This is a genomic window from Aeromicrobium panaciterrae (assembly GCF_039537165.1).
Taxonomy (GTDB): domain Bacteria; phylum Actinomycetota; class Actinomycetes; order Propionibacteriales; family Nocardioidaceae; genus Aeromicrobium; species Aeromicrobium panaciterrae.
This window is the reverse complement of sequence record NZ_BAAAZZ010000002.1, coordinates 2312605-2339423: the sequence shown is the minus strand read 5'-3', so window position 1 is coordinate 2339423 and position 26819 is coordinate 2312605. Positions and strand designations below refer to the sequence as shown.

At 66.2% G+C, this 26819-nt stretch carries 34 protein-coding genes; 9 read left to right on the top strand and 25 right to left on the bottom strand.

Annotation, left to right across the window (positions count from 1 at the left end):
- The first annotated feature begins 42 nt into the window (after nucleotides 1-42).
- Nucleotides 43-984: a type I pantothenate kinase gene (gene coaA / locus ABD683_RS12350; protein ID WP_344770252.1), complete on the top strand. Its 942-nt coding sequence runs from the start codon at nucleotides 43-45 to the stop codon at nucleotides 982-984.
- Here the strand turns inward: coaA and ABD683_RS12345 are convergent.
- From ABD683_RS12345 to rplM, 4 genes are read right to left on the bottom strand one after another with little or no spacing between them, the layout of a single operon-like run.
- Entirely contained in the window at nucleotides 981-1949 is a 969-nt protein-coding gene (locus ABD683_RS12345) for a GNAT family N-acetyltransferase (RefSeq protein ID WP_344770251.1), read from the bottom strand. The two genes, coaA and ABD683_RS12345, sit on opposite strands and share 4 nt — an antisense overlap.
- Nucleotides 1950-2003: 54 nt before the next feature.
- Complete coding sequence (glmM, locus tag ABD683_RS12340) at nucleotides 2004-3350, bottom strand: phosphoglucosamine mutase (RefSeq protein ID WP_344770250.1); 1347 nt, start codon at nucleotides 3348-3350, stop codon at nucleotides 2004-2006.
- 6 nt (nucleotides 3351-3356) lie between these two features.
- Nucleotides 3357-3869 (bottom strand): 30S ribosomal protein S9, encoded by a 513-nt coding sequence (rpsI, locus tag ABD683_RS12335; RefSeq protein WP_425548506.1) that lies wholly within the window; start codon nucleotides 3867-3869, stop codon nucleotides 3357-3359.
- 21 nt (nucleotides 3870-3890) lie between these two features.
- The gene (gene rplM / locus ABD683_RS12330) at nucleotides 3891-4334 is read right to left on the bottom strand and encodes a 50S ribosomal protein L13 (protein WP_344770249.1); all 444 of its coding nucleotides are present in this window, start codon (nucleotides 4332-4334) and stop codon (nucleotides 3891-3893) included.
- Between the two features lie 249 nt (nucleotides 4335-4583).
- Here rplM and ABD683_RS12325 point away from each other — a divergent pair, with 249 nt between their 5' ends.
- The 7 genes from ABD683_RS12325 (at nucleotide 4584) to ABD683_RS12295 (ending at nucleotide 11696) form a co-directional block, all read left to right on the top strand.
- Nucleotides 4584-5879, top strand: coding sequence for a citrate synthase (locus ABD683_RS12325; protein ID WP_344770248.1), 1296 nt, complete (start codon nucleotides 4584-4586; stop codon nucleotides 5877-5879).
- An 85-nt stretch (nucleotides 5880-5964) separates the two neighbouring features.
- Nucleotides 5965-6756 (top strand): tRNA pseudouridine(38-40) synthase TruA, encoded by a 792-nt coding sequence (gene truA / locus ABD683_RS12320; RefSeq protein ID WP_344770247.1) that lies wholly within the window; start codon nucleotides 5965-5967, stop codon nucleotides 6754-6756.
- The gene (locus ABD683_RS12315; protein ID WP_344770246.1) at nucleotides 6753-7259 is read left to right on the top strand and encodes a GNAT family N-acetyltransferase; all 507 of its coding nucleotides are present in this window, start codon (nucleotides 6753-6755) and stop codon (nucleotides 7257-7259) included. Before truA ends, ABD683_RS12315 begins: the two co-directional genes overlap by 4 nt.
- Nucleotides 7260-7263: 4 nt before the next feature.
- Nucleotides 7264-7596 (top strand): MmcQ/YjbR family DNA-binding protein, encoded by a 333-nt coding sequence (locus ABD683_RS12310; RefSeq protein WP_344770245.1) that lies wholly within the window; start codon nucleotides 7264-7266, stop codon nucleotides 7594-7596.
- A gap of 37 nt (nucleotides 7597-7633) precedes the next feature.
- Entirely contained in the window at nucleotides 7634-10015 is a 2382-nt protein-coding gene (locus tag ABD683_RS12305) for a hypothetical protein (protein WP_344770244.1), read from the top strand.
- Nucleotides 10016-10027: 12 nt separating this feature from the next.
- Nucleotides 10028-10798, top strand: coding sequence for an endo alpha-1,4 polygalactosaminidase (locus tag ABD683_RS12300; RefSeq protein ID WP_344770243.1), 771 nt, complete (start codon nucleotides 10028-10030; stop codon nucleotides 10796-10798).
- Between the two features lie 286 nt (nucleotides 10799-11084).
- Complete coding sequence (locus ABD683_RS12295) at nucleotides 11085-11696, top strand: class I SAM-dependent methyltransferase (RefSeq protein WP_344770242.1); 612 nt, start codon at nucleotides 11085-11087, stop codon at nucleotides 11694-11696.
- Here ABD683_RS12295 and ABD683_RS12290 read toward each other — a convergent pair.
- The 10 genes from ABD683_RS12290 to ABD683_RS12245 form a co-directional block, all read right to left on the bottom strand.
- On the bottom strand, nucleotides 11683-14022 hold the full coding sequence (locus tag ABD683_RS12290; protein ID WP_344770241.1) for a S8 family serine peptidase: 2340 nt from the start codon (nucleotides 14020-14022) through the stop codon (nucleotides 11683-11685). The two genes, ABD683_RS12295 and ABD683_RS12290, sit on opposite strands and share 14 nt — an antisense overlap.
- 198 nt (nucleotides 14023-14220) lie before the next feature.
- On the bottom strand, nucleotides 14221-14796 hold the full coding sequence (rplQ, locus tag ABD683_RS12285) for a 50S ribosomal protein L17 (protein ID WP_344770240.1): 576 nt from the start codon (nucleotides 14794-14796) through the stop codon (nucleotides 14221-14223).
- A 34-nt stretch (nucleotides 14797-14830) separates the two neighbouring features.
- On the bottom strand, nucleotides 14831-15841 hold the full coding sequence (locus tag ABD683_RS12280; protein WP_344770239.1) for a DNA-directed RNA polymerase subunit alpha: 1011 nt from the start codon (nucleotides 15839-15841) through the stop codon (nucleotides 14831-14833).
- A gap of 73 nt (nucleotides 15842-15914) precedes the next feature.
- Nucleotides 15915-16523 carry a 30S ribosomal protein S4 gene (rpsD, locus tag ABD683_RS12275; protein WP_344770238.1) on the bottom strand — a complete coding sequence of 203 codons (609 nt, stop codon included), beginning with the start codon at nucleotides 16521-16523 and terminating at the stop codon, nucleotides 15915-15917.
- Nucleotides 16524-16552: 29 nt separating this feature from the next.
- Nucleotides 16553-16948: a 30S ribosomal protein S11 gene (rpsK, locus tag ABD683_RS12270; protein ID WP_344770237.1), complete on the bottom strand. Its 396-nt coding sequence runs from the start codon at nucleotides 16946-16948 to the stop codon at nucleotides 16553-16555.
- A gap of 6 nt (nucleotides 16949-16954) precedes the next feature.
- Nucleotides 16955-17323, bottom strand: a complete 369-nt coding sequence (gene rpsM, locus ABD683_RS12265; RefSeq protein WP_344770236.1) for a 30S ribosomal protein S13 — start codon at nucleotides 17321-17323, stop codon at nucleotides 16955-16957.
- A 177-nt stretch (nucleotides 17324-17500) separates the two neighbouring features.
- Nucleotides 17501-17614 (bottom strand): 50S ribosomal protein L36, encoded by a 114-nt coding sequence (gene rpmJ / locus ABD683_RS12260; protein WP_008361054.1) that lies wholly within the window; start codon nucleotides 17612-17614, stop codon nucleotides 17501-17503.
- 44 nt (nucleotides 17615-17658) lie between these two features.
- Nucleotides 17659-17880, bottom strand: a complete 222-nt coding sequence (gene infA, locus ABD683_RS12255) for a translation initiation factor IF-1 (protein ID WP_007078610.1) — start codon at nucleotides 17878-17880, stop codon at nucleotides 17659-17661.
- Between the two features lie 276 nt (nucleotides 17881-18156).
- Complete coding sequence (locus tag ABD683_RS12250; protein ID WP_344770235.1) at nucleotides 18157-18999, bottom strand: serine hydrolase; 843 nt, start codon at nucleotides 18997-18999, stop codon at nucleotides 18157-18159.
- Between the two features lie 87 nt (nucleotides 19000-19086).
- Nucleotides 19087-19557 carry an Lrp/AsnC family transcriptional regulator gene (locus ABD683_RS12245; RefSeq protein WP_344770234.1) on the bottom strand — a complete coding sequence of 157 codons (471 nt, stop codon included), beginning with the start codon at nucleotides 19555-19557 and terminating at the stop codon, nucleotides 19087-19089.
- 107 nt (nucleotides 19558-19664) lie between these two features.
- Between ABD683_RS12245 and ddaH the strand changes: the two genes are divergently transcribed.
- Nucleotides 19665-20561, top strand: coding sequence for a dimethylargininase (gene ddaH, locus ABD683_RS12240; RefSeq protein WP_425548533.1), 897 nt, complete (start codon nucleotides 19665-19667; stop codon nucleotides 20559-20561).
- A 167-nt stretch (nucleotides 20562-20728) separates the two neighbouring features.
- On the opposite strand, the gene ABD683_RS12235 is transcribed toward ddaH, so the two are convergent.
- From ABD683_RS12235 to ABD683_RS12185, 11 genes are all read right to left on the bottom strand, one after another.
- A complete protein-coding gene (locus ABD683_RS12235) occupies nucleotides 20729-21151 on the bottom strand; it encodes a hypothetical protein (protein WP_344770232.1) in 423 nt (140 codons plus the stop codon).
- 2 nt (nucleotides 21152-21153) lie between these two features.
- Nucleotides 21154-21966, bottom strand: coding sequence for a type I methionyl aminopeptidase (map, locus tag ABD683_RS12230; protein ID WP_344770231.1), 813 nt, complete (start codon nucleotides 21964-21966; stop codon nucleotides 21154-21156).
- Complete coding sequence (locus ABD683_RS12225; protein ID WP_344770230.1) at nucleotides 21966-22529, bottom strand: adenylate kinase; 564 nt, start codon at nucleotides 22527-22529, stop codon at nucleotides 21966-21968. Before ABD683_RS12225 ends, map begins: the two co-directional genes overlap by 1 nt.
- Nucleotides 22529-23836, bottom strand: a complete 1308-nt coding sequence (secY, locus tag ABD683_RS12220) for a preprotein translocase subunit SecY (protein WP_344770229.1) — start codon at nucleotides 23834-23836, stop codon at nucleotides 22529-22531. Before secY ends, ABD683_RS12225 begins: the two co-directional genes overlap by 1 nt.
- A 123-nt stretch (nucleotides 23837-23959) precedes the next feature.
- Nucleotides 23960-24403 carry a 50S ribosomal protein L15 gene (gene rplO / locus ABD683_RS12215; RefSeq protein WP_309971812.1) on the bottom strand — a complete coding sequence of 148 codons (444 nt, stop codon included), beginning with the start codon at nucleotides 24401-24403 and terminating at the stop codon, nucleotides 23960-23962.
- A 1-nt stretch (nucleotide 24404) separates the two neighbouring features.
- On the bottom strand, nucleotides 24405-24590 hold the full coding sequence (gene rpmD, locus ABD683_RS12210; protein ID WP_309971814.1) for a 50S ribosomal protein L30: 186 nt from the start codon (nucleotides 24588-24590) through the stop codon (nucleotides 24405-24407).
- A complete protein-coding gene (rpsE, locus tag ABD683_RS12205; RefSeq protein ID WP_344770228.1) occupies nucleotides 24590-25210 on the bottom strand; it encodes a 30S ribosomal protein S5 in 621 nt (206 codons plus the stop codon). The genes rpmD and rpsE overlap by 1 nt, the downstream gene beginning before the upstream one ends.
- A complete protein-coding gene (gene rplR, locus ABD683_RS12200; RefSeq protein WP_332643301.1) occupies nucleotides 25210-25593 on the bottom strand; it encodes a 50S ribosomal protein L18 in 384 nt (127 codons plus the stop codon). The genes rpsE and rplR overlap by 1 nt, the downstream gene beginning before the upstream one ends.
- On the bottom strand, nucleotides 25594-26136 hold the full coding sequence (gene rplF / locus ABD683_RS12195; protein WP_344770227.1) for a 50S ribosomal protein L6: 543 nt from the start codon (nucleotides 26134-26136) through the stop codon (nucleotides 25594-25596).
- A gap of 12 nt (nucleotides 26137-26148) precedes the next feature.
- The gene (gene rpsH, locus ABD683_RS12190) at nucleotides 26149-26556 is read right to left on the bottom strand and encodes a 30S ribosomal protein S8 (protein ID WP_344770226.1); all 408 of its coding nucleotides are present in this window, start codon (nucleotides 26554-26556) and stop codon (nucleotides 26149-26151) included.
- A gap of 76 nt (nucleotides 26557-26632) precedes the next feature.
- The gene (locus ABD683_RS12185; RefSeq protein WP_056209415.1) at nucleotides 26633-26818 is read right to left on the bottom strand and encodes a type Z 30S ribosomal protein S14; all 186 of its coding nucleotides are present in this window, start codon (nucleotides 26816-26818) and stop codon (nucleotides 26633-26635) included.
- Nucleotide 26819: the final 1 nt, after the last annotated feature.

Here is a 26819-nt window from a genome sequence, read left to right as displayed (position 1 = left end):
GGTCAAGGATAGTGGCCAACCGTCAGACGGGAGAATGGCGGCATGACGCGCGACCTGTCCCCGTATGTCGAGCTCGAACGCGCCGCGTGGGCCGAGCTCGCGGGCGACGCCCCGCAACCCCTCGGCCACGAGGAGATCGAGCGCGTACGCGGACTCGGCGACGAGCTCGATCTCGAAGAGGTGCGCCAGGTCTACCTCCCCCTCACGCAGCTGATCAGCCTCCGCATCCGGGCCGCCGCCGGTCTGCACCGGGCCACTGACAAGTTCCTCGGTCGACCCCAGCCGAAGCGCACGCCGTTCGTCATCGGCATCGCCGGATCCGTCGCCGTGGGCAAGTCGACGACGGCGCGGCTGATCCGTGAGCTGCTGGCAAGCGCGCCAGATCGTCCCGAGGTCGCACTCGTGACGACCGACGGCTACCTGTTCCCCAACGCCGAGCTCGAGCGCCGCGGCATCCTCGACCGCAAGGGTTTCCCGGAGTCCTACGACCGCAAGGCGCTGCTCCGGTTCATCATCGACGTGAAGTCGGGCGTCGAGGTGGTCACCGCCCCGGTCTACTCGCACCTGACGTACGACCGTACGGATGACGTCGTCACCCTCAAGGCGCCGGACATCGTGATCGTCGAGGGCCTCAACGTCCTCGCACCCGCACGCACCCGCGGCGATGGCTCCCCCGGTCTCGCGATCAGCGACTTCTTCGACTTCTCGATCTATGTCGACGCGTCGAGCAAGGACATCCGGCGGTGGTACGTCGAACGGTTCCTGACGCTGCGCAAGACGGCCTTCGCCGACCCGGCGTCCTACTTCCACCGCTACAGCGCACTGACCGACGACGAAGCCGTCGACCGTGCCACCGAGCTGTGGAACACGATCAATTGGCCCAACCTCCGCGAGAACATCCAGACGACCCGCGGTCGCGCGTCACTGGTGTTGCGCAAGGGCCCCGACCACCAGGTCGACTGGGTGCGCCTCCGCAAGCTCTAAAGAGCCAGGACGTACTCAGCCAGCCAGGCGGTCTGCCTGAATCCCATCGCCTCGTTGACGCCGATCATCGGCGCATTGCTGGCGGCGTTGAACGTGTGGATGCGGCGGCGCCCGTCGAGCAGGTCGGCCGACTCGTGCATCGTGTACACCTTCAGCGCCATCCCGAGTCCGTGGCCGCGGTGTGACGGCAGGACGAGGGTGTCCCACTGGTAGACCTCCACACCCTCGCTCGGGAACACGAGCTGCGTGTGCCCCACCACCGAGCCGTCCCCGGCGATCGCGACGCTGACCTGCGGCACGCGGCCCGACTTCTCCCACTTGGCTTCCTCGGTGCGCACGCGGGCCGCGTCCCAGTGCTCGTTCTCGAGCCCGGAGTCGCCGCTGGGCGCCTCCTGCACCATGAGCCGGCGTACGTCGGCATAGCCGTCGACCAGCTCGTCGGGGCAGGCTCCCCGCCACGAACGCAGCTCGTACGCGGGGTCGATCACGAGGTCAGGAAGCTTCGCCGGCAGCATGAGCTCGCGCTGGGCATCGAGGATGTCGAGCTCGAAGCCGGCGTGCTCGGCGAACCGCTTCGGCCCCGATACCTCGTCGTCGACGGCCCAGGCGCCTTCGCACATCAGGGTGGAACGGCCGGCCGCGCGGCAGGCCGCGGCCAACGCATCCACGAGCGCCGTGCCGTGTCCCTCACGGCGACGCTCCGGCACCACGAACACCTCGCCGAAGCCGAAGTCTCGGTTGTCCTTCTGCGGCAGCTCAGCCCACGCACCGCCGACCACGGCACCCTCGCGATCGCGGCCCAGGAACGCGATGACGTCGTTGTAAGCGTCGGCCACCATGTCGACCGCCAGCTCGGCGGCGGAGTAGGGCAGGTCGAAGTCGCGGTTGAACGCGCGAGCGTACGCGTCGTGGAACGTCGCGAAGGTCGCCGCGTCGGTCGGGTCGAAGGGCTCCGCGCTGGTCACCCGCCGAGTTTAGTGCGGGCCGGGCGGCACCGAGCTGGGCGTGTGTGCTGCGGGTCAGAGCGCCAGGTTGACGCGGACGACCTCGGCGAGGTGCTCGGCAACGCTGGCCGCTTCGTCGTGCGTCGCGGCCTCGACCATCACGCGTACGAGCGGCTCCGTGCCGGACTGGCGCAGCAGCACCCGTCCGGTGTTGCCGAGCTTGGCCGACGCGATCGCGACCTCGCCGCGGAGCACGGGGTCGGTGTCGGCGCGGGCCTTGTCGACGTCGGGGACATTGATGAGCACCTGCGGGAGGCGCTTCATGACCGAGGCCAGCGACTCGAGCGACTCGCCGGTCTCGATCATCCGGGCGGCCACGTGGAGTGCCGCCAGCACGCCGTCACCCGTCGTTGCGAAGTCGCTCATGATGACGTGGCCCGACTGCTCGCCGCCGAGGTTGTAGGAGCCGCTGCGCATGGCCTCGAGGACGTAGCGGTCGCCGACCGACGTCTGGATGACGGTGATCTCGGCGGCGCTGAGCGCCTGGACGAAGCCGAGGTTGCTCATGACGGTCGCGACGACGGTGTTGTCGGTGAGCCGACCGGCGTCACGCGCGGCCAGCGCCAGGATCGCGAGGATCTGGTCGCCGTCGACGACGTCGCCGTTCGCGTCGACCGCGAGGCACCGATCGGCGTCTCCATCGAAGGCGAAGCCGGCGTCGGCGCCGTGCAGGACGACGGCCTTCTGCAGGTCCTGGATGTGGGTCGAGCCGCAGTTGTGGTTGATGTTGAGCCCGTCGGGCTCGGCATGGATCGCGATGACCGTGGCACCGAGCTGCTCGAACACCCTGGGCCCGGTCTCGTACGCGGCACCGTTGGCGCAGTCGAGCACGATGGTGAGCCCGTCGAGGCGTCCGGGCGATGACTCCACGAGGTGCTTGATGTAGGCGCCGAGTCCGGCGTGGCTGTCGCCGATGCGGCCGACGTCGGCGCCGATCGGGCGATCCCACGGCTCCTCGAGACGCTTCTCGATCTGGATCTCGAGGTCGTCGTCGAGCTTGAGGCCGCCGCGGGCGAGGAACTTGATGCCGTTGTCGGGCATCGCGTTGTGGCTCGCGGAGATCATGACGCCCATGTCGGCCTCGAGGAACGCCGTCAGGTAGGCCGCGCCGGGGGTCGGCACGACACCGAGGCGGTGGACGTCGACTCCGGCAGACGCGAGACCCGCGACCACCGCTGCCTCGAGGAACTCTCCTGAGGCGCGGGGATCGCGGGCCACGACTGCTGTGGGGCGCTGGTCGGCGAAGGCGCCGACCTCGCCGAGGATGTGGGCCGCTGCGACCGCGAGGTCGACGGCGAGCTCGGCAGTCAGATCACGATTCGCGAGTCCGCGAACGCCATCGGTGCCAAAGATGCGGCCCACCAGGGATCAGCGCTTGCTGTACTGCGGAGCCTTACGAGCCTTCTTGAGTCCGGCCTTCTTGCGCTCCTTGATGCGCGAGTCGCGCGTCAGGAGTCCAGCCTTCTTGAGCACGGGACGGTTGGCCTCTTCGTCGATCGCGTTGAGCGAACGAGCAACACCGAGACGCAGGGCGCCGGCCTGGCCGGTCATGCCACCACCGGTGACACGAGCGATGACGTCGAAGCGGTCCTGCAGACCGGTCTCGGCGAAGGCTTCCTTGGCAATCTGCTGGTGCAGCTTGTTGGGGAGGTACTCCTCGAGCGGCTTGCCGTTGACGGTCCAGACGCCGGTGCCGGGGACGATGCGTACGCGCGCGACGGCTTCCTTGCGGCGACCCGTGGCCGCACCCGGAGCGATCGTCGCGGGCTTGTCGGGCGTGGCCGACGAACCGGCGGTCTCGGAGGTGTAGGCGACGCCGTCCTCGTTGGGCACGAAGTCTACGGTGTCGTTCTCGGTCACTGCTGCGGTGGTCTCAGTCACGATGCGCCTTGGGTCTCTTCTTTACTGGGAGATCTGCGTGATCTCGAACGGCTGGGGCTTCTGGGCGCTGTGCGGGTGCTCGGGGCCGGAGTAGACCTTGAGCTTCGTGATCAGCTGATCACCCAGACGGTTCTTGGGGAGCATGCCGCGGACCGACTTCTCGATCGCCTTGCGGGCATCCTTCTCGAGCAGGTCACCGTAGGCGATGGACTTGAGTCCACCCGGGTAACCGCTGTGGCGGTAGGCGAGCTTGTCGGTGCGCTTGTTGCCCGACAGGGCCACCTTCTCGGCGTTGACGATGATGACGAAGTCGCCGCCGTCGACGTGAGGGGCGAAGGTCGGCTTGTGCTTGCCGCGGAGCAGCGTCGCAGCCTGGACGGCGAGACGACCCAGGACGATGTCCTCGGCGTCGATGACGTGCCACTGACGGGTGATGTCAGACGGCTTGGGGCTGAACGTGCGCACGGCGTGACCTTCTCGTTCTTGGATTGAGTCTTGATTCGGTGTTTCGACGGTCGTTCCCGCGGCGTGAACCTGCGGAGACACAACACCCAAGGTTAACTGCCGAGCCCTCCCCGGGTCAAAACGGGCGGCCTCTCGCACCCCACGGGAGGCTGATTTCACCAACGGCACTAAGTTGGTTAAGCGTTGCACTACCCCGCGACGCCGTAATTCTCTCTTGAAATACAGAGCACACGTCACAGGAGACCCATCGTGACCGAAAACCAGACGCTGACCGTACGCGACAACCGCACGGGCGAGGAGTACGAGCTCCCGCTCGTCGACGGCACCGTACGCGCAGCCGACTTCAACAAGATCGGCAAGGGCGAGGACACGCCGGGCCTGGCGGTCTACGACCCCGGCTTCCTCAACACCGCCTCCACGCGCAGTGCGGTCACCTTCATCGACGGCGACAAGGGCATCCTCGAATACCGCGGCTACCCCATCGAGCAGCTCGCCGAGAGCTCGACGTTCCTCGAGGTGGCCTACCTGCTGATCCACGGCGAGCTGCCCACCAAGGAGCAGCACGAGCAGTGGGTGCACGAGATCACGTTCCACACGTTCGTCCACGAGAACCTCAAGTCGCAGCTGCAGGGCTTCCGCTACGACGCGCACCCCATGGGCATGCTGCTGTCGAGCGTCGGCGCGCTGTCGACGTTCTACCCCGAGGCTCGCAACATCCACGACCCGCAGGTGCGCCATGACCAGGTCGTACGCCTCATCGCCAAGATGCCGACGCTGGGCGCCTGGTCGTTCCGTCACGCGCAGGGCAAGCCGTACGTCTATCCCGACAACGACCTCTCCTACACCGAGAACTTCCTGTCGATGCTGTTCAAGATGAGCGAGCAGAAGTACAACCCCGACCCGCGCCTGGCCAAGGCACTCGAGGTGCTCTTCATCCTGCATGCCGACCACGAGCAGAACTGCTCGACCAACGCCGTACGTTCGGTCGGCTCCTCGCAGGTCGACCCCTACTCCGCCGTCAGCGCCGGAGTTGCCGCCCTCTACGGCCCGCTGCACGGTGGCGCCAACGAGGCCGTCCTCAAGATGCTCAAGCGCATCGGCACCCCCGACAAGATCCCGGCGTTCATCGAGGGCGTCAAGAAGGGTGACGAGAAGCTCATGGGCTTCGGTCACCGGGTCTACAAGAACTTCGACCCGCGCGCCACGATCATCAAGAAGGCCGTCGACGACGTCTTCGAGGTCACCGGAGTCAACCCGCTGCTGGAGATCGCGCAGGAGCTGGAGCGCATTGCGCTCGAGGACGACTACTTCATCAGTCGCAAGCTCTACCCCAACGTCGACTTCTACTCCGGCCTGATCTACGAGGCGCTGCAGTTCCCGCCGGAGATGTTCACGGTCCTGTTCGCCATCCCGCGTACGGCCGGCTGGCTCGCCCAGTGGCTTGAGCTGGTGGACGACAAGGAGCAGAAGATCGCCCGGCCCAAGCAGATCTACACCGGCGACCGCCAGCTCAAGTTCGTGCCCGCCGAGCAGCGCTGGAGCTGAGCGTTGGGTTGGGCGGTGCAACGTCAACCGTATGACGGTCCATACGGTTGAATCGTCACCGATCCCGCCCGATAGCGTGGGTCGTATGCGTCTGCGGCTCGACCTCTCGTACGACGGCGCCAACTTCAGGGGCTGGGCCGTCCAACCCGGCCTCCGCACCGTCCAGGGGACCATCGAGACGGCGATCGCCACGATCCTGCGGCTCGGCGACAACCCGTCTCTGACCTGTGCCGGGCGCACCGACGCCGGAGTGCACGCCCGCGGCCAGGTCGCCCACGTCGACCTCGACAAGGTCGACCCTGTCGCCCTCGAACGTCGGCTCCGTCGCCTGCTGCCCGACGACATCAGCCTCCTGTCACTGACGGTTGCGCCCGATGGCTTCGATGCTCGGTTCGCGGCGCTGGAGCGGCGCTACATCTACCGGATGACCGACTCGACGACCGGACCCGACCCGCTCGAGCGCGGCTCGGTCGTACGGTGGCAGCGCCATCTCGACGTCGACGCCATGAACTCCGCCGCGACACACCTGCTGGGTCACCACGACTTCGCGTCGTTCTGCAAGAAGCGCAAGGGGGCGACGACGATCCGTACGCTGCTCGACCTCCACACCGTCCGCCGCGGATCGCTGGTCGAGACGACGGTGCGAGCCGACGCGTTCTGCCACTCGATGGTGCGCTCGCTGATGGGTGCGCTCGTGGCGGTCGGCGAGGGCCGGTTCGAGCCGTCCTGGGCCGGCGAGGTGCTGGCGCACCGCGAACGCAACGCGCGCGTCACGGTGCTGCCACCGCACGGGCTGGTGCTCGAGGAGGTCATCTACCCGGACGCCGAAGGACTCGCGACCAGGGCTGAGGAGGCCCGTCGGCGGAGGGACGAATGAACGTCCGTCTGGTCGACATCCCGCTTCATGTGTTCGAAGCCCTGCGCGACGGGGACGCGGAGACCGCGAGAGACCAGTTGGGCCTCGACATCCCGCCCGACTTCCTCGCGGCCCATGACGTGTGGACCTACATGAGCGGCCTGCGGAGCGATCCGGCCAACGTCGGGTGGACCATGAACGCGATCGTCCGTGACGGCGTCATCGTCGGCAACGCCGGATTCAAGGGCGCCCCAGCCGATGGTGAGGTCGAGCTCGGCTACACCGTGCTCGAGGCTCACCGGCGCCAGGGCATTGCCGTCGCAGCGACCCGGCTGCTCGTCGAGCGCGGCGAACGCGAGCCCACCGTGTCGCGCGTCATCGCCGCGATCAACCCGCTCAACACCGCCTCGATCGCCGTCGTCGCCGCAGCCGCGTTCGTCGCCGCCCCCGACCGCATCCACCCGCGTTGGGGCCGCCAGCTGATCTTCGCCAAGGACGTCGGTCACACCTCGGTGCCACACTGACGACATGGTGACCTGGGACGACGTGGTGGCTCTGGCGACGGCGCTGCCCGAGGTCGAGGTCACGACGTCATACGGCACACCTGCGCTCAAGGTCGCCGGCAAGTTGATGGGACGGCTGCGTAACGACTCTGACGGATCCCTCGCCCTCAAGACGTCGGAGAAGGAAGCACTCGTCGCGAGCGACGACCCGGCCTACTTCACGACCCCGCACTACGACGGCTACGCCTACGTCCTGGTGAACCTCGATCTCGTCGATCCCGCCCAATTGCCTGAGCTGCTGGACGATGCCTGGCACCTCGCGGCCCCGGCGAAGAGTCGAAAACAGCGCAACGCTTAGCCGTACGGCGAGCCGCAATCGCTCCTAGACTTGTCCGGTGCGCGCCCTACTCCCACGTGCCTCCGCGTTGCTGACGCTTGTCCTGTTGGCAGCCGTCATGTTCTGGCCAACCGCGGGCTCGGCTGAAGAGCCACCGCCGGCGCCGACTGTCGACGCGGTGGAGCCGGTGACATTCCACAACAGCGTCCCGATAACCGGCCACGGCCAATTCGGAGGCAGGATCCAGGTCGAAGCGACTGCGAGCGGCGATCCATTGCGCTGCGAGGGTGGCCCGATCATCATCCCGGTCTGGGACGGCGCCGACGTGGGTCCCTGGCAGTGCGTGATCAGCCCGATTGCCCTGCACAACCCCGACACGGACCGAGAGAACTCGGTCGAGGTGACGGTCTACGTGATCGACCCTCAAGGGGTCCAGTCTCCAGGCACCACGGTGGCTGTCCCGTTCTTGCCGTCCAAGTTCTCCCTTCCATCGATTCCCGACAGGCTGCCGCCCGGAGACATCATTGAGTTCGCTGGGACGCGCGAGCTGGGCGGCTCCATCAGCGTTGAGTGGGACCTCACGTACAACCAGGAGTCGTTGTTCGACGTCCCGCGCGTCTGCGGTGCCGTGGGCGATCCGAACGAGAGCGAACAGTTCGTCTGCACCTACGACTCGAACGAGACGAGCGACGGTGTGGCGCAAGGAATCTCGTCGGCGAGCAATGCGGGACTCGCGCTCCCTGCGGTGCTTCCGCTCGGGCAGTACACCGCGACGCTGAATGAGATGTTCGAGGACCAAGTGATCAACTCCATCTCGTTCAACTTCACCGTCGGCGGGGACGATCCAACGCCGCCGAACGCACCTCCAGGCGGCGGGGGCGGCGAGACGACCGACGAGCTGGTCACCACACCGTTCCAGACCATCCCGCTGGCACCGCTTCCCGACCTCGGTGAGCCAGAGGAAGCCATCCCCGATGGCCCCGTGGCCGAAGATCCGGAGACCACCACGGCTGCCCCGCCGAGCGCGCCAGTCGATGACGACGATGTGCTCCGCATCCTGATCCTCGCGATCGTCGCGCTCACGGTCATGGCGATGAACGGTGCCCGAGGGATGGGCTGGCCCCGACGACTGGTCGAGGCCCCGGTGGGCGCATCCGGATCGGCCCCGCAGCACCTCGCCGAACCAGCCACGCGCGACGCCACGGTGGCCGTCATCGCCGGCCTGGGCGCCGGGGGACTTGATGGCGCGGGGGACGACGCCGGTCGCGCTCGACCGTTCGGCGATGCCTGGGGCGACAGGTCGGTGACCTGGCGCTTCCCGGGTTGGCCACGACTGGATTCCCTGAGTCGCACGGTGCCGGTGCGTCTGGCGCCGCGGCTCCCGCTCGTCGCCCGTATCGCAGCTGATCCCACCTACCTGCGTGCTGCGCTCGGTGTGCTGTGGACGTTGTTGCCAGCGGCCGGATTGATCCTCGGACTGGTCGCGGCAACCAGCGGCGGGGCCGCTCCGCTCCCACCCGCACTTGGACTCGTTGCCGTCCTGCTCGTCCTCGCCGTGCTCGACGCGTTCGCGGGCATCGCCGCGGTCACGGCATTCACGGTGGTGACCCTGGCACGTGGCGGACTCACCGCCGAGGGACTGGACCTCGATGAAGGCGTACGCGGCTTGATGGGTCTGGCAGCGCTCTGGTTCGTCGCTCCTCTCGTGGCGGCCGCAGCCCGGCCGCTACGCCGTGTGGCCGAGCCCGAGCACGTCTACTCCTGGGACCGCTTCGGTGACACGGTCATCGCCGCACTGATCAGCGGCTGGGCGGTGCAGGGCATCGTCGGCGGACTCGGCGACCTGACCGGCCGCGACCTGGCAATCACGTCTCACGCAGACGGGCTCGCGCTGCTGACGATTGCCGCCGTGGTCGGCAGGTTCCTTCTCGAGGAAGCGACCGCCGTGCTCTACCCCCGGCGCCTGCACGCCGTACAAGAGGTCGACGAGCTCCCCGCGCCGACGACAGTCCAGCAGGTGCGAGGCCTGCTGCTCCGGGCCGGACTCCTTGCGTTCTTCGCGGGTGCGTTCCTGGGCAGCTGCTGGCAGCTCTGGGTCGGTGTCGCGATCTTCGCGATCCCCCAAGTCATGCAGCTCCTCGAGGGAAGCATCCCTGACATACGGGCGATCGCCTCGGCGGCTCCCCGTGGCGTGGTTCAGATCCTCGTGCTGGTGGGTGTCGGGGCGGCAATCGCCTATTTCGTCGACGCCCACGGCAGCGACGATGAGCTGACCGCCATCAGGCAAGGCTTCGTCCTCCTCACGATCCCGGCAGCAGCCCTGGAGATCCTTTCGGTGTTCGGCGGCGAGACCCCGAAACCCCAGTGGACCTGGCCCAAGCAGCTGGCCGGTGCGGCCGTCGTCGTGGTGACGGCCTGTCTGGTCCTGTTCCTGCTCTGACATGCTCATGGCGTGCTGGCAGCCCTGATCTCGAAGCTCATCGCGATGATCCTTGCCGCGGTGGGCGGCGGGGTTGCCCTTCCGCCGGCCGCCGGTGTCGCGGACTATCAGCTCGGTGGCGCGTACGAACCGGCGGCCAGCGTGCAGATCGTGACCCGGGACCGTACGGACGAGCCGGTTCCCGGGCGCTACAACATCTGCTACGTCAACGCGTTCCAGACCCAGCCCGGCGAGCTCGACTTCTGGCAGTCCAGGCACCCGTCGCTCCTGCTGCACCACGACGGTGAGCTGCTGGTCGACCACGGATGGCCCGACGAGGTGATCCTGGACCTCAGCACCGCCGCCAAGCGCAGCGAGGCAGCGGACGTGGTCGGCACGTGGTTCGACGGTTGCGTCAAGGACGGTTACGACGCCATCGAACCCGACAACCTCGACTCGTGGACGCGTTCGAAAGGCCTGATCACCGAGTCCGACGCGCTCGCCTTCGCCTCGCTGCTCGTCGACCGGGCGCACGCCTCCGGCCTGGCGATCGCCCAGAAGAACACCGCGGAGTGGGCGGGCAAGGACATCGGCTTCGACTTCGCGGTCGCCGAGGAGTGCGAGGTATTCGACGAGTGCGGGGCCTACACCGAGACGTACGGCAGCCACGTCATCGAGATCGAATACGCTGACGCGCCGTTCAGCCGCTCCTGCGCCGAACGCGGCGGCGAGCTCTCGATCGTGAGGCGCGACCGGGATGTCGTCCCGAGTGGCGAACCGGGCTACGTCTACCGAACCTGCTGAAAGCCGATGCCGCAGCCGACTTGTCCCTAGACTCCCCTCGTACTGCTCGGCTCGGCGATTGCCCACCTCGTCGATTCGCGCGGCAGCGACGACCAGCTCACGGCAATCCGCCAGGGCTTCGTCCTGCTGGCGATCCCTGGCGCAGCGCTCGAGATCCTCTCGGTGTTCGGCGGCGATGCGCCCACGCCGCGATGGACCTGGCCCAAGCAGCTGGCCGGAGCAGCCGTCGTCGCCGTCACAGCCGGCCTCGTCCTCTTCCTGCTCTGAACCCTGAAACACTGTGTGCATGGCGGACGAGGCGACCAACCACTACTTCGATGCCGTGCCGTCGACGCCCGATCGACGTCGCGAGATCACCACCCGCATCTGGGACCGCGAGATGATGTTCACGACGTCCAGCGGGGTGTTCGCCACCGACGGGCTCGACAAGGCCACTGCGGTGTTCCTGCAGCACAGCACGCCGCCCTCAGGCGGTACGATCCTCGACCTCGGCTGTGGTTGGGGGCCCATCGCCTGCGCCATCGCCACGATGGTGCCAGAAGCCGACGTATGGGCGGTCGACACCAACGAACGAGCCCTTGACCTGACCCGTACGAACGCGATCGCGCTGGGCGCTGACGTCCACGCGGTGCTGCCCGAGGACGTACCCGCAGATCTGGTGCTCGACGAGATCTGGTCCAACCCGCCGATCCGCATCGGCAAGGCCGCACTGCACGAGCTGCTGCTCCAGTGGCTCCCCCGGCTCGCCCCCGACGGCACCGCTCGCATGGTGGTCGCCAAGAACCTCGGCGCCGACTCCTTGCAGACGTGGCTGAATGCTCAAGGCTGGCCAACCGTTCGGTTGGCCAGCCTCAAGGGTTTCCGGATCCTGCAGGTCTCGCGGCCTAGTAGACCCTGATCGACTTGTACGCCGTGGTCACGCCGTTGAGCCCACCGTTGCCGCCGTAGACGACCTTGATCTTGTGCGTGCCCCTCGTCGAGAACTTCAGGCCCCAGGTGCGCTGCCCGTTGTGGTAGCCGTAGATCGGGAAGGTCAGGATCAACCTCGACCCGTCATAGACCTTGATCGTGCCGGTGGCGGCGCTGTCCGGGATGACCGGCGTGCTCGCCGGCGGCTTGACCCGAACCGTGATCTGCGTGGTCTTGCCCTTCGCGACCGCGCTCGGCAGGTACCACGGAATCGACGGGGTCACCTTGGCGATGTTGATCGTCTGGCTTGCCGAGAACGCCTTGCCGGCCGGCCCGACGTACGCCGCGCGAATGGCGTTCGCGCCGCCGGTCCATGCCGTACCTGGGATCAACAGGTTGAGCGGAGTGTCGGCGACGACATCACCGCTGGCAAGCACCGTTGTGCCGCGGCGAATCTCCACCCGGCCTGCCGCACTGTTGGAGAGCGTCACTGACGTAGACCCGACCTCGCCGAACTTGGACGCGCCAGTGACGGGCGCCAATGTGACAACCGGACCGTTGGGCACCACGTCGGTCGTGACCCGCGAGTCAAGGGCCGAGAACGCCGGGTTGGCCGGAGCGACCTTGAGAGTCAGCGCCGAGCCCTTGTCGGCTTCCTGGACGACGTAGGTCGTTCCGCTGCCGACAGGCGTTGTGCCGCGGATCCACGTGTAGGTGAACGTCGGGTTGGAGTTCCACGTGCCAGGTGTCGCCGTCAGGGTCTCGCCGGCGACGGCCTCGCCGGTGATCTTGGCGCCGCTGATCGGGGCCTGGATCTTGCCGAAGTCCAGGATTCCCGAGCCACACCAGTCCGTGCCAACGCAGTTGAGACCGCCGTAGTTGGCGACGTAGGACCTGAACGGCGACACGCTGTGAACGATCGCGTTCTCGAGTTGTGCCGGAGTGATATCGCCGTTGATGGATGCCATGAGTGCAGCCGCTGCAGAGACCTCGGCGGCCGACATGCTGGTGCCCTCCATCGCCTTGGTCGTCGGCCCCGTCGCAGTGGTAGTGCCCTGATTGGAGACCGAACGGATCACGTCAGTCGTGCCTTCTTTTCGCGAGTCACCGCCTGGTGCGACGAGATCCACGGACGACCCATAGTTGGAGTAGGTGGAGCCGAATCCGCGCATACTTGAGGCGCCAACAGACACGAATCCCGCACAGGACGCTGGGATCACCTCATTCGCAAACTCACCGAAGTCGCCGTCGTTGCCCGCAGCAGCGATGAGAACCGAACCGCGACCGTTGGCGTGTCCGGCCGCTTCGCTGTACATCGAGCAGGTGCCCGCGTAGTCGACATCGTCATAACCCGAGAGCGAAAGATTGATGATCTTGGCTGGCGTCGTGTTGACAGGGATGCTCCCGACTGTCCCGCCAGAGGCCCATTCGATACCAGCGATGATGTCAGAGTCCCACCCGCCGCAATGACCCAGGACACGGACCGGCTGGATCTTGACCTTCGGCGCGATTCCAGCGATTCCGGAGGCGTTGTTGGACTTCGCAGCAATGATGCCCGCGATGGACGTGCCGTGCCACGAACTAGGGGAAAAGCCCTCCTCCCAGCCAATCGGACTACAGACGGTGTCGCTGGTCCAGTCGCCGGGATCTGTCGGGTCGTCGTCCCGACCGTCGTTGTCGCCAGCCATCTTGAACGTTCCGAAGCTGGTCGTTTCATCAAGATTGCGGTCTTCGCCGATCATGTCGTAGCCGGCGACAGTCTGTCCCATCAGATCGGGGTGGGCAGCGGTGCCCTCGTCAAGGATGCCGGAGTCGAGGACGGCGACGACCACGCTCGGCTTGCCCTCCGTCGCACGCCACAGATAGGGAGCCTTGAGGCTGTAGCCACCCACCGGTGTCGTGTAGGACCGGTTCCAGAGGTTGTTCTGCTGCGTGTAGTAGGAGTCGTTCTTGTTGATCGGAGGGTTGCCCGCGGCACGGCGCAGCGAGTTGGGCGCTGCCCACACGACGTCAGAGCGCTTGGCGATCTCGGCGGCAGCCTCACTGGCCTCCTTGGTCGTGACGAGCTCGCTGAAGTCGATCGTCGAGACCTTCCCACTGATCGGGTCAGAGCCGACGACCTTGGCATCCGCGTCGAGCGCGGCGTCCGCTGCCTTCAGCACCGCGGCGCCGGGCTCGGCCGTCGTGGTCTTGACGATCAGGCCGCGAGAGACGCTGAAACTTTTCGGTTTCGACGCTACATCGCCGCCTCTAGTGTGGTCTGCGGCTGAGGCGCTGAGCGAGAGACCGCCCAGGACCACAGAGGTGGTGACCACAAGGGTCAAAGTACGGCTGACGAATGACATGAGATTTCCCCCGCTGGGTTAAGAGAACCACCTGTGCACGAACGCACGTGGTTGCAGAACGCTACCAACAGGGAGGGTCATCTGACCGGCGTTTGCAAGACTTTCACCATTCGGCAACGCAGCAAGGCCCGTCACCGTGCGGTGACGGGCCTGCTGAACGTGCGATGCCTACTTGGTGTCGTCCTCGGCGGCTTCCTCAACGGGAGCCTCCTCGGCGACAACCTCGTCAGCAGCAGCCTCGACCTCGGCCGGAGCCTCAGCGGCGACCTCTTCGACAGGTGCCTCGTCGACGACGTCAGCCTCGACGACCTCAGCCTCTTCGGCCGGAGCCTCAACCTTGGGCTCAGGCTTCGGCCGCTTGGGAGCCTGGTTCTGAGCGGCGAACGTCTTGGCCTCGACGATCTCGATGACGGCCATGGGGGCGTTGTCGCCCTTGCGCGGCGCGACCTTCGTGATGCGCGTGTAGCCGCCGGGACGGGTCGCCATGGCGGGACCGATCTCGGTGAACAGCGTGTGCAGGATGCTCTTGTCGCGGATGACCTTCACGACCTGGCGGCGGTTGGCCACCGTGTCGTTCTTGGCCTTCGAGATGAGCTGCTCGGCGTACGGACGCAGACGACGCGCCTTGGCCTCCGTCGTGGTGATCTTGCCGTGCTCGAACAGGTTCTGGGCAAGGTTGGCAAGGATCAGCCGCTGGTGGGCCGGGCTGCCGCCGAGGCGGGGTCCCTTGGTGGGCGTAGGCATGATTTCTCCAGTTTCAGATCAGTCAGGCGAGCAGTTAGTACTGCTCGTCCTCGGCGAAGCTTGCGTCGTCGTCATAGGCGTCGATGACGGCCGTCGGGTCGAAACCAGCCGGGCTGTCCTTGAGTGCAAGACCCATCTCGGCGAGCTTGGCCTTGACCTCGTCGATCGACTTCGAACCGAAGTTGCGGATGTCGAGCAGGTCCTGCTCCGAGCGCGTGATGAGCTCGCCCACGGTGTGGACGCCCTCGCGCTTGAGGCAGTTGTAGGACCGGACCGTGAAGTTGAGGTCCTCGATCGGCAGGGCCAGGTCGGCAGCGAGCTGCTCGTCGACCGGGCTCGGGCCGATGTCGATGCCCTCGGCCTCGACGTTGAGCTCGCGGGCCAGGCCGAAGAGCTCGACCAGGGTCGAACCGGCCGACGCGATCGCGTCGCGCGGCAGGATCGACTTCTTGGTCTCGACGTCGATCACGAGCTTGTCGAAGTCCGTACGCTGCTCGACTCGGGTCGCCTCGACCTTGTAGGTCACCTTGAGGACCGGCGAGTAGATCGAGTCGACCGGCATACGGCCGATCTCTTCGTCACCGGACTTGTTCTGCACGGCCGAGACGTAGCCGCGGCCACGCTCGACGACGAGCTCGATCTCGATCTTGCCCTTGGCGTTGAGCGTCGCGATGTGCAGCTCCGGGTTGTGGACCTCGACGCCGGCCGGCGGCTGGATGTCGGCGGCCGTGACCGCGCCTGCGCCGTCCTTGCGGACATACATCACGACAGGCTCGTCGATCGTCGAGGAGACCACGAGCTCCTTGAGGTTCAGGATGATCTCGGTGACGTCCTCGGTGACACCGGGGATCGTCGAGAACTCGTGCAGGACACCGTCGATCTTGATCGAGGTGACTGCCGCGCCCGGGATGGACGAGAGCAGCGTACGGCGGATCGAGTTGCCGAGGGTGTAGCCGAAGCCGGGCTCGAGAGGCTCGATGACGAACCGCGAACGGAACTCGTCGACAACCTCTTCTGACAGGGCGGGGCGCTGAGCAATGAGCATTGTTTCTTCCTTTCCGAACCAACCGTTATTTGAAGGTCCGGGTTGTTCTCTGGGTCCAGAGACGAATGGGGGATCAGATCTTGGAGTAGAACTCCACGATCAGCTGTTCCTGGATCGGAACGGTGATCTGCTCGCGAACGGGCTGTGAGTGGACGAGGATGCGACCGCGATCGGGCGCAACGTCGAGCCAGCCGGGAACCGTGTCCTGGTCGTGGGTCTCACGCGCAACGATGAACGGCGTGGTCTCCAGCGACTTCGGCTTGACGTCGATGATGTCGTGCTTGCTCACCTGGAACGACGGGATGTCGGTCTTGACGCCATTGACGATGAAGTGCCCGTGGTTGACAAGCTGACGGGCGTGACGACGCGTACGGGCGAAGCCTGCACGGTAGACGACGTTGTCGAGGCGGGACTCGAGGATCTGCAGCAGGTTGTCACCGGTCTTGCCGGGACGACGCGATGCGAGCTCGTAGTACTTGCGGAACTGCTTCTCGAGCACTCCGTAGGTGTAACGCGCCTTCTGCTTCTCGAGCAGCTGGTTGCGGTACTCCGACTCCTTGACCCGGGCGCGGCCGTGCTGGCCGGGAGGGTAAGGACGCTTTTCGAATGCAGCGTCACCACCGACGAGGTCGATGCCGAGGCGGCGCGACTTCTTGGTGAGAGGTCCGGTGTAACGGGCCATGATTGATAACTCCTAGGAAGGTAACGGCGTCAGAGACGACGGTGCTTGGGGGGACGGCAGCCGTTGTGCGGGCTGGGTGTCACGTCGGAGATGGTGCCGACCTCGAGGCCGACTCCGCTCAGCGACCGGATCGCCGTCTCGCGGCCCGAACCGGGGCCCTTCACGAAGACGTCGACCTTCTTCATCCCATGCTCCATCGCCTGGCGTCCGGCCGACTCTGCGGCCATACCTGCGGCGAAGGGGGTGGACTTGCGCGAGCCCTTGAATCCGACGGTCCCGCCGGAGGCCCACGAGATGACGGCACCCGAGGGGTCCGTGATCGTCACGTGTGTGTTGTTGAACGTGCTCTTGATGTGGGCTTCGCCCGCAGCAACGTTCTTCTTCTCCTTGCGGCGAGTCTTCTTGCCGGCTGTCTTAGGAGGCATGCGCTATCACTTCTTCTTTCCGGCAACGGTGCGCTTGGGGCCCTTGCGGGTACGCGCGTTGGTCTTGGTCCGCTGGCCACGCACGGGCAGGTGCGCACGGTGGCGACGGCCCTGGTAGCTGCCGATCTCCATCTTGCGACGAATGTCTGCCGTGACCTCGCGACGCAGGTCGCCCTCGGTCTGGTAGTTCGCTTCGATGTGATCGCGGAGTGCGACGAGATCAGTGTCGTCGAGCTCGTGGACGCGCTTGTCCGGGCTGATGCCGGTGGCTGCGAGTGTCTGGGCGGCGCGGGTGCGACCGATCCCGAATACGTACGTGAGTGCGATCTCGATGCGCTTTTCGCGCGGGAGATCTACTCCAACGAGGCGTGCCATGTAGGCAGTTCCTTCCGTTCGGCGAGGTATGGCCACCTGATGCATCCCGACTGCCTCCAGAACCTTCGGCGGTTCTGAGTCGGGCCCCGGCCTACGCTTCCGGGGGTGACCCGCCACGATCGTGCTGTGACGGGAGCGATCAGATGTTGCGTGTTGCGTGTGCTGTGAAGAAGTTGCTCAGCCCTGGCGTTGCTTGTGACGCGGGTTTTCGCAGATCACCATGACGCGGCCGTGGCGACGAATCACCTTGCACTTGTCACAGATCTTCTTCACGCTCGGGTTGACCTTCATCGAGATTCTCTCTTTGGGATCTGAACGTGTGTAGGTGTTGCTGTTTACTTGTAGCGGTAGACGATGCGGCCGCGGGAGAGGTCGTACGGCGAGAGCTCCACCACGACCCGGTCCTCGGGGAGGATTCGGATGTAGTGCTGGCGCATCTTGCCGCTGATGTGGGCGAGAACCTTGTGCCCGTTGGCGAGCTCGACGCGGAACATCGCGTTGGGCAGCGCCTCGACAACAGCGCCTTCCATCTCGATGACGCCTTCTTTTTTCGCCATAACCTCTTCTTTGGTCTGCTTGACTACCGGTGCCGGTCTCGTCGGGCGCACCCCAACCACACCGCCGAAACGGTTGCCGTGGCATGGGAATTGCGGACCCGAAAAGGCCGACTCCCAATTCTACGCCCACACGGCCGCCAGACTCAAATTCGCGAGACCGAGGAGCCCTGGCGACTGGGGGTCCCCCCACGATGCGGAGCGAGTAGGGGGCGCGTCGAGGCAGGTTGAGCGTGCCGCGGCGAAGCCGCCACTGTGAAACCTCGTGAGCGCACTCGACTACGTAACCGCATCCACCGCCACCCGCGCCACCTCGTTCACCAGCTCGACTCCGGCGTCGTACGAAGGGTTGCCCTCCGACAGCACTGCCACGAGGTACGTCGAGCCGCCCGCCTCGATCTCTCCGATGCTGGTGACGTCCCACAGCCCGGTTGCGGAGCGCTGCAGGTAACCCACCTTGAGCGCCGCGGCCGCGGCGTCATCGGCGGCCGCAGAGACGCCGAAGCGTTGAGTGTCGATGACGTCCGCCATCAATGACTGCTCGTACGCCTGCGACTCACTCGTCAGCACCGAGTCGCCGCCGAACACGACCTGCAGCAGGCGGATCTGGTCGACCGCCGTGGTCTGCGTCAGGCCCCAGTTGCCGTTCGAGCCGACGTCAGTGTCCGTGAGGCCGATCAGCCGGTTGAACTCCTCGAGCCCGGCCTCTCCCCCGATGAGCTGGAACAACGCCGTCGCTGAAGCGTTGTCACTGCGCTCGATCGCGGCCTCAGCGAGCGTTCGTTCGCGTGTCGTGAGGGTCCGCCCCTGCTCCTGCGCCTGGTGGAGCAGCGCCGCGACGATGTCGACCTTGACGATGCTCGCGGTGTCGTACGAACCGGTCCCGTACGAAACGCTCTCCCCCGTTGCAACGTCGCGGACAGCGACCGAGAAGGTCCCGTCGATGTCGGCGAGCGACGAGAGATCGAGAGTGTTGGACGTCGACGTGGTGGCTGGCGCCGTCGACGTGGCCGTGACCGGCGCCGCAGCCTGTGAGTCCTGGGTATCCGCCGCGATGGCTGACGATGCGACGGCGCCACTCATCACGAGGCCGACCACCCAGAACGTCCATGACGTCACCATGCACGTGACGTTATGAATCCAGCTTGTGGCCGGCCTCCGTGCTTGCTGTGCGGTGGATGTGAGCTTCGTACGAGCCTGTGAACCGTCTCAGGATTGAGCGTCGAGCTCGCCGCGCGCCGAGAGACCGTGACGTTCGATCAGCCTCGAAAGCACGATCGAGGTCTCGGTGTGGTCGACCTGGGACGTCTCGGTACGTACGCGCTCCAGCGCGCGCTCCAGATCGCGCACGTCCTTGGCGACGATGCGCAGCATGGCGTCGGCCTGGCCGGAGATCGTCGCCGCCGAGTGGACCTCGGGAACGCGCGAGAACGCCTTGCGGAGCTCTTCGGGCGAGATCGCACCCTTGCAGTGCACCGCGACGTACGCCTCCGTGCTCCAGCCGACCAGGTCGGGATCGAGTACTGCGGTGAACCCGCTGATCACGCCGTCGGCGAGCAGACGATCCGTACGCCGCTTGACCGCCGGCGCCGACAATCCGATCTTGTCGCCGATCGCGGCGTAGCTGGCGCGGCCATCCTCGAGCAGGCAACCGATGAGCTGACGGTCGATGTTGTCCATGCACTCCATCTTTGCAAGAAAACGTCGCAAGATCATGAATGACACAACAAATCGCCGGGCTGGTGCACAGTTTCGACTTCGCCAGTGGCCCAGTCGCCCGACTAACATTGATTCATTGCAGGAGATCGCACCCCTCGGAGGCCACGTTGACCGTTATCGACACTCGGACCCGTCCCGCAGCGGAGCGGACCGCGCGCACACGGCACTACCTCATGTGCCCACCGCAGCATTTCGAGGTCACCTACGCGATCAATCCGTGGATGAACACCCAGGTCCCCGTCGATGTCGAACGTGCCCACGTCCAGTGGGAAGTCCTGCGCAACACCTACCTCAGCCTCGGCCACAAGGTCGAGCTGATCGAGCCGCTGGCAGGCCAGCCCGACATGGTCTTCGCAGCCAACGGCGGTCTCGTCGTGGGCGAGCGGGCCTACGGTGCGAAGTTCCGCTTCCCCGAGCGTGCTGCCGAGGGTGTCGCGTACGCCGAGTGGCTCCGTGAGCTCGGCATCGACGTCGTCGAGCCGGCGCAGGTCAACGAGGGCGAGGGGGACTTCCTGGCGCTCAAGAAGATGATCCTTGCCGGGACCGGTTTCCGTACGTCGCTCGAGGCGCACATCGAGGCCGCCAACGCGCTCGACCGGCCCGTCGTCTCGCTCGAGCTCGTCGACCCGCGGTTCTACCACCTCGACACCGCCATCGCGATCCTCGACGACGGCCACGGCGACGCGCCGGCCGAGATCGCCTACTTCCCCGGTGCGTTCAGCCGGCACAGCCAGCGCACCCTGCGCGACCTGTTCCCGGCAGCGATCATCTGCTCAGAGGCCGACGCCCTGGTGCTCGGCCTCAACTCGGTCAGCGACGGACACAACGTCATCGTCCCGTCTGCGGCGACCCATTTCTCCTCGCAGCTTCGCGAACGCGGCTACAACCCCGTGCCGGTCGACCTCAGCGAGTTCCTGAAGTCAGGCGGCAGCGTGAAGTGCTGCACCATGGAGATGCACCGCTAGGTCGTGTCTGGCAAGTCCGCGCAGTCGACCGGGCGTCATCCGCGCCCGGATACCAAGGCCGAGGGCCGAAGCCATACCGGGGTTGTCTCGCGAGGACCGAGAACGCAGGTAGCCGGGATGCGGGGGCGTCCGGGCGGCGCGGGGGTTTGCCAGACACGGCCTAGACCCTAAGGGCTCGAGTCGAACACGACGAGCCATGTGCCGTCGACGCGCTGCACGTCCATCGACTCCTTCGGCAGGGTGTCGTTCCAGGTGATCGTCACGGTGGCGCTGTCCCCGGCCATCTCGCCGTCCTCGTAGCGCGCCTTCTCCAGGTCGATTCCCTCCGCGACGAACATCCCGGCCGCTTCGTTGAGCTGCGCGCAGTCGATCGCCGAAGGTGTGACGACGACCTGCTTCACGGCGTCGCAGTCGCCACGCTCAACCGCCTGCCACAGTGTCCGGACGACCTGCTCGGTCTCGGAGAGCTTGAGTGATGGGGGCTTGGCAGTCTCGGAGGGCGTCGGTGACGCGGGTTTGGCCGTCGGCTCCTCCGATCCCCCGCACCCGGCCAGCAGGAGCAGGAGGCACGTCGCAGCGGCGACCCGCACCGTCAGTCGCCGCCGTAGGGGACGCCGAGCGCCTCGAGGCGGGCCTTGCCGCCGTCGGCAGCAGTGAGAACCCACGCGCCGGTGTCGGTGAGCGTGAACGTGTGCTCGTAGTGCGCAGCCCACGAGCCGTCGGTCGTCACGACGGTCCAGTCGTCCTCGAGCGTGAGGGTGTTGGGCGAGTCGAGGGTGACCATCGGCTCGACCGCGAGCGCGAGTCCCGTGACGAGCTTTGCCCCCCGTCCCGCCCGCCCGACGTTGGGCACGTTGGGCGGCTGGTGCATCGCCGAGCCGATGCCGTGACCCGTGAAACCCTCGACGATGCCGTAGGGGCCGGCAGCACGTACGGAGGTCTCGACGGCGTGACTGATGTCGGAGACCCGCCCGCCGAGCCGGGCCGCGGCGATGCCTGACCACAACGATTCCTCGGTGACTCGCATCAGCTCGGCGACCTCGTCGGGCACATCGCCGATCGCGACCGTGATCGCCGCGTCACCGTGCCAGCCGTCGACGATCGCCCCGCAGTCGATCGAGATGATGTCGCCGTCCTGCAGCACGCGGGTGCCCGGGATGCCGTGGACGACCTCGTCGTTGACCGAGGTGCAGATGACGCCCGTGAACCCGTGGTAGCCGAGGAAGTTGGACGTCGCACCCCGCGACCGGATGTGGTCGTGGGCGATCACGTCGAGCTCGGCGGTGGTCATACCGGCCTTGACCGTCTCGCGGAGCAGCTCGAGGGTCGAGGCGACGACGAGACCGGCGGCCCTCATCGACTCGATCTGAGCCGGGGTCTTGATCTCGACGCCGCGATCGAACATCAGCCGGGGAGTGAGTCGACGATCCGTCGGCCGACCTCATCGGCGTCGCCCATGCCGTCGACCTCGATCAGGAGGCCGCGGCTTCCGTAGACCTCGAGCAGCGGTGCCGTCTCGTGGGTGTAGACCTCCTGGCGGTGCCGGATGACCTCTTCGGTGTCATCGGCGCGGCCACTCGTCTCGGCACGCTTGAGGAGGCGCTGGATGAGCTCCTCGGGATCGACGACGAGCTCGATGACGCCGTCGAGCTTGGTGCCGAGCGAATCGAGGATCCCGTCGAGGGTCGACACCTGGTCGACCGTACGCGGGTAGCCATCGAGGATGAACGCGTCGCGCGCGTCGTCCTGTGCCAGACGGTCCTTGACCATGGCGTTGGTGATCTCGTCGGGAACGTACTCACCGGCATCCATGTAGCGCTGCGCCGCCTGGCCCAGCTCAGTCTGCTGCGAGACGTTGGCACGGAAGATGTCACCCGTCGAGATGTGGGCACCACCGAGCCGCTCCGCGAGCCCGACCGCCTGGGTGCCCTTGCCCGCGCCGGGGGGTCCCATGATCAGCAGCCGCATTACTTCAGGAAGCCTTCGTAGTTGCGCTGCTGCAGCTGGCTCTCGATCTGCTTGACGGTGTCGAGACCGACACCGACGATGATCAGGATCGTCGTGCCACCGAACGGGAAGTTCTGGTTGGCGTTGAGCAGCGCGATCGCGATCGACGGGATGAGCGCGATCAGGCCGAGGTAGAGAGCACCCGGCAGCGTGATGCGGCTCAGCACGTACGCGAGGTAGTCGCGGGTCGGACGCCCGGCGCGGATGCCCGGGATGAAGCCGCCGTACTTCTTCATGTTGTCGGCGACCTCGTCGGGGTTGAACGTGATCGACACGTAGAAGTACGTGAAGAAGACGATCAGCAGGAAGAACGTCGCCATGTAGATCGGGTGGTCACCCTTGACGAAGTGCGCCTGGACCCATGAGGCCCACGGCGCGTCCTGGTTGAACTGCGACAGCAGAGCGGGGAGGTACATCAGGCTCGAGGCGAAGATGACCGGGATGATGCCGGCCTGGTTGACCTTGAGCGGGATGTAGGTCGACGAGCCACCGAACATCCGGCGGCCTACCATCCGCTTGGCGTACTGCACCGGGATGCGGCGCTGCGCCTGCTCGATGAAGATGACGGCGGCCACGACCACCAGGCCGACCAGGATGACGAGTCCGAAGACGCCCCAGCCCTTCTGCTGCTGGATGCCCCACATCGCGCCGGGGAATGTCGCCGTGACCTGGGTGAAGATGAGGATCGACATGCCGTTGCCGATGCCGCGGTCGGTGATCAGCTCGCCCAGCCACATGATGACGGCGGTGCCGGCGACCATGGTGAGCACGATGAGCAGGAACGACCAGATGCTGTCGTTGTTGTAGAGCAGGGGCTTGCCGCTGTCGGCGCCGCCGAACAGGTTGCCGCTGCGGGCCAGCGCCACGATGCCGGTCGCCTGCAGGATCGCGAGGCCCAGCGTGAGGTAGCGGGTGTATTGCGTGATCTTGGTCTGCCCGGACTGACCCTCCTTCTTGAGGGCCTCCAGACGCGGGATCACCACGACGAGCAGCTGCAGGATGATGCTCGCGGTGATGTAGGGCATGATGCCCAGCGCGAAGACCGTCAGCTGCAGCAGTGCGCCGCCGGAGAAGACGTTGATGAGGGAGAACAGCCCGCTGTTGGACCCTTCGGATGCGGCGTTGACGGCATCCTGCACGTTCTGGACGTTGATGCCCGGAGCCGGAGTGGTCGAGCCCAGACGGAACAGGACGATGATGAAGAGGACGAAGAGAATCTTCTTCCTCAGGTCGGGCGTCCTGAACGCGTGGACGAAGGCGCTGAGCACCGCGTGCCTCCTCGTGCACCAGAAGTGCATATGTCACGGACAAAAGCGGGCTTTCGCCCGCGGTAAGACTCTAACAGTGAAGAAGTTCGCCGGAGCAGGACAGGTGTCCTGCCCCGGCGAGCATCAGCCGAGTACGGTGACGGACCCGCCGGCTGCCTCGATCTTGGTCTTGGCCGATCCGGAGAACTTGTTGGCCGTGACCTGCACCTTGACGGTGATCTCGCCCTGTCCGAGCACCTTGACGGGGCGGCCCTTGCGGACTGCGCCGTTGGCAACCAGAGCCTCGACGTCGATGGAGCCACCCTTGGGGAAGAGCTCCTCGATGCGGTCGAGGTTGACGACCTGGTACTCCTCGCGGAACGGGTTCTTGAACCCCTTCAGCTTGGGGAGGCGCATGTGGATCGGGACCTGGCCACCCTCGAAGCCCACGGGAACCTGGTAACGAGCCTTGGTTCCCTTGGTGCCTCGACCGGCGGTCTTGCCCTTGGAGCCCTCACCGCGACCCACACGGGTCTTGGCGGTCTTGGCTCCGGGAGCCGGGCGCAAGTGATGGAGCTTGAGCGCCATGTCAGTCAACCTCCTTGAGGTCCACGAGGTGCGGGATGGACTCAGCCATGCCACGGATCTCGGGACGGTCTTCCTTGACGACGACGTCGCCGATGCGCTTGAGACCCAGCGAACGCAAGGTCTCACGCTGCTTGGGCTTGCGGCCGATGGCCGAACGGAGCTGGGTCACCTGAAGCTTCTTGGCCATCAGACACCCACTCCGGCTTCAGCCTTGGCCTTCGCCTCGGCGATGCCTTCCTTGCCGGCACGCAGCAGGGCCGCCGGGGCGACCTGCTCGACCGTGAGGCCACGACGCGAGGCAACCATCTCCGGCGACTCGAGAAGCTTGAGGGCCTCGACGGTCGCGTGGACGATGTTGATCGCGTTGGACGAACCCAGCGACTTCGACAGGACGTCGTGGATGCCAGCAGCCTCGAGCACTGCACGCACCGGGCCACCGGCGATGACGCCGGTACCGGGCGATGCGGGACGCAGGAAGACGACGCCAGCCGCCTTCTCGCCCTGCACCGGGTGCGGGATGGTGCCCTGGATGCGCGGGACGCGGAAGAAGGACTTCTTGGCCTCTTCGACGCCCTTGGCGATCGCGGTGGGAACTTCCTTGGCCTTGCCGTAGCCGACGCCGACCTGTCCGTCGCCGTCGCCGACGATCACCAGGGCGGTGAAGCTGAAGCGACGACCACCCTTGACGACCTTGGCGACACGGTTGATCGTGACGACCTTTTCGATGTACTGGGACTTCTCGGCGCCGCGATCATTGCCGCGACCCCGTCCGCCCGCTCCGCCTCCGCGGCGCTGTTGGGTGCTCATCAGAACTCCAGTCCTGCTTCACGGGCGCCGTCGGCGAGTGCCGCGACGCGTCCTGCGTACTTGTTGCCGGCCCGGTCGAAGACGACGGTCGAGATGCCGGCCTTCTTGGCGCGGTCAGCCACGAGCTCACCGACGCGCTTGGCCTTGGCGGACTTGTCGCCGTCGAGACCACGCAGGTCGGCCTCCATCGTCGACGCGGAGACCAGCGTGCGGCCCTCGAGATCGTTGACGACCTGGGCGACGATGTGCTTGCTCGAGCGCGTGACGACCAGACGCGGCCGATCGGCCGAGCCTTCGATCTTCTTGCGTCCGCGCACCTGGCGACGCAGACGCGACGCGGTGCGAGGCGCTGTGTGCTTGGCGTGCTTGATCGAGATTGCCATTTACTTACCGGCCTTTCCGACCTTGCGACGAACGTGCTCGCCGGCGTAGCGCACACCCTTGCCCTTGTAGGGCTCGGGCTTGCGGATCTTGCGGATGTTGGCTGCGACTTCACCGACGGCCTGCTTGTCGATGCCGTGCACGGCGAACTTGGTGGGTGACTCGACCGAGAACGTGATGCCCTCGGGAGCCTTGACCGGGACCGGGTGGCTGAACCCGAGCGCGAACTCGAGGTCCGAGGGGCCCTTGGCCTGGACACGGTAGCCGACGCCGACGATCTCGAGCTTCTTCTCGTAGCCCTCGGTGACACCGACGACCATGTTGCTGATCAGCGTGCGTGAGAGACCGTGGAGAGCCTTGCTGCGGCGCTCGTCGTTGGGGCGCTCGACGGCGAGCGTGCCATCTTCAGCCTTGGTGACCGTGATGGGCTCGGCGACGGTGTGCGTCAGCTCGCCCTTGGGACCCTTGACGCGAACGTCCTGGCCATCGATCGTCACCTCGACACCGGACGGTACGGCGACGGGCATCTTGCCGATGCGTGACATGTCGTACCTCCCTTACCAGACGTAGGCGAGGACTTCTCCGCCTACGCCCTTCTGGTTGGCCTGGCGATCCGTGAGGAGGCCCTGGCTGGTGGAAATGATGGCGACGCCGAGTCCGCCGAGCACCTTGGGCAGGCCGGTGGACTTCGCGTAGACGCGGAGGCCGGGCTTGCTGATGCGGCGGATGCCGGCGATCGAGCGCTCGCGGTGCGGGCCGTACTTGAGCGTGATCGTGAGCGTCTTGCTCACCTCACCCTCCTTGGGCTCGGTCACCTCGATCGAGGTGATGTAGCCCTCCTGCTTCAGGATCTCGGCGACGCCGGCCTTCAGCTTGGAGTAGGGCATCGTCACGCTGTCGTGGTATGCCTGATTGCCGTTGCGGACACGCGTCAGCATGTCGGCGATCGGATCGGTCATTGTCATAGTTCGTGTGTTCCATTCCTGCCGTGGTTTCCGTCATCCGGCGGATGAGGACCTGCGGCTTTCAGTGGTTTGAGTGTTACCAGGAGCTCTTGGTGATGCCGGGCAGCTCGCCGCGGTGTGCCATCTCGCGAAGGCAGATGCGGCAGAGGCCGAACTTCTTGTAGACCGAGCGCGGGCGTCCACAACGCTGGCAGCGGGTGTAGCCGCGGACAGCGAACTTGGGCTTGCGAGCGGCCTTGACCTTCAGTCCAGTCTTCGCCATG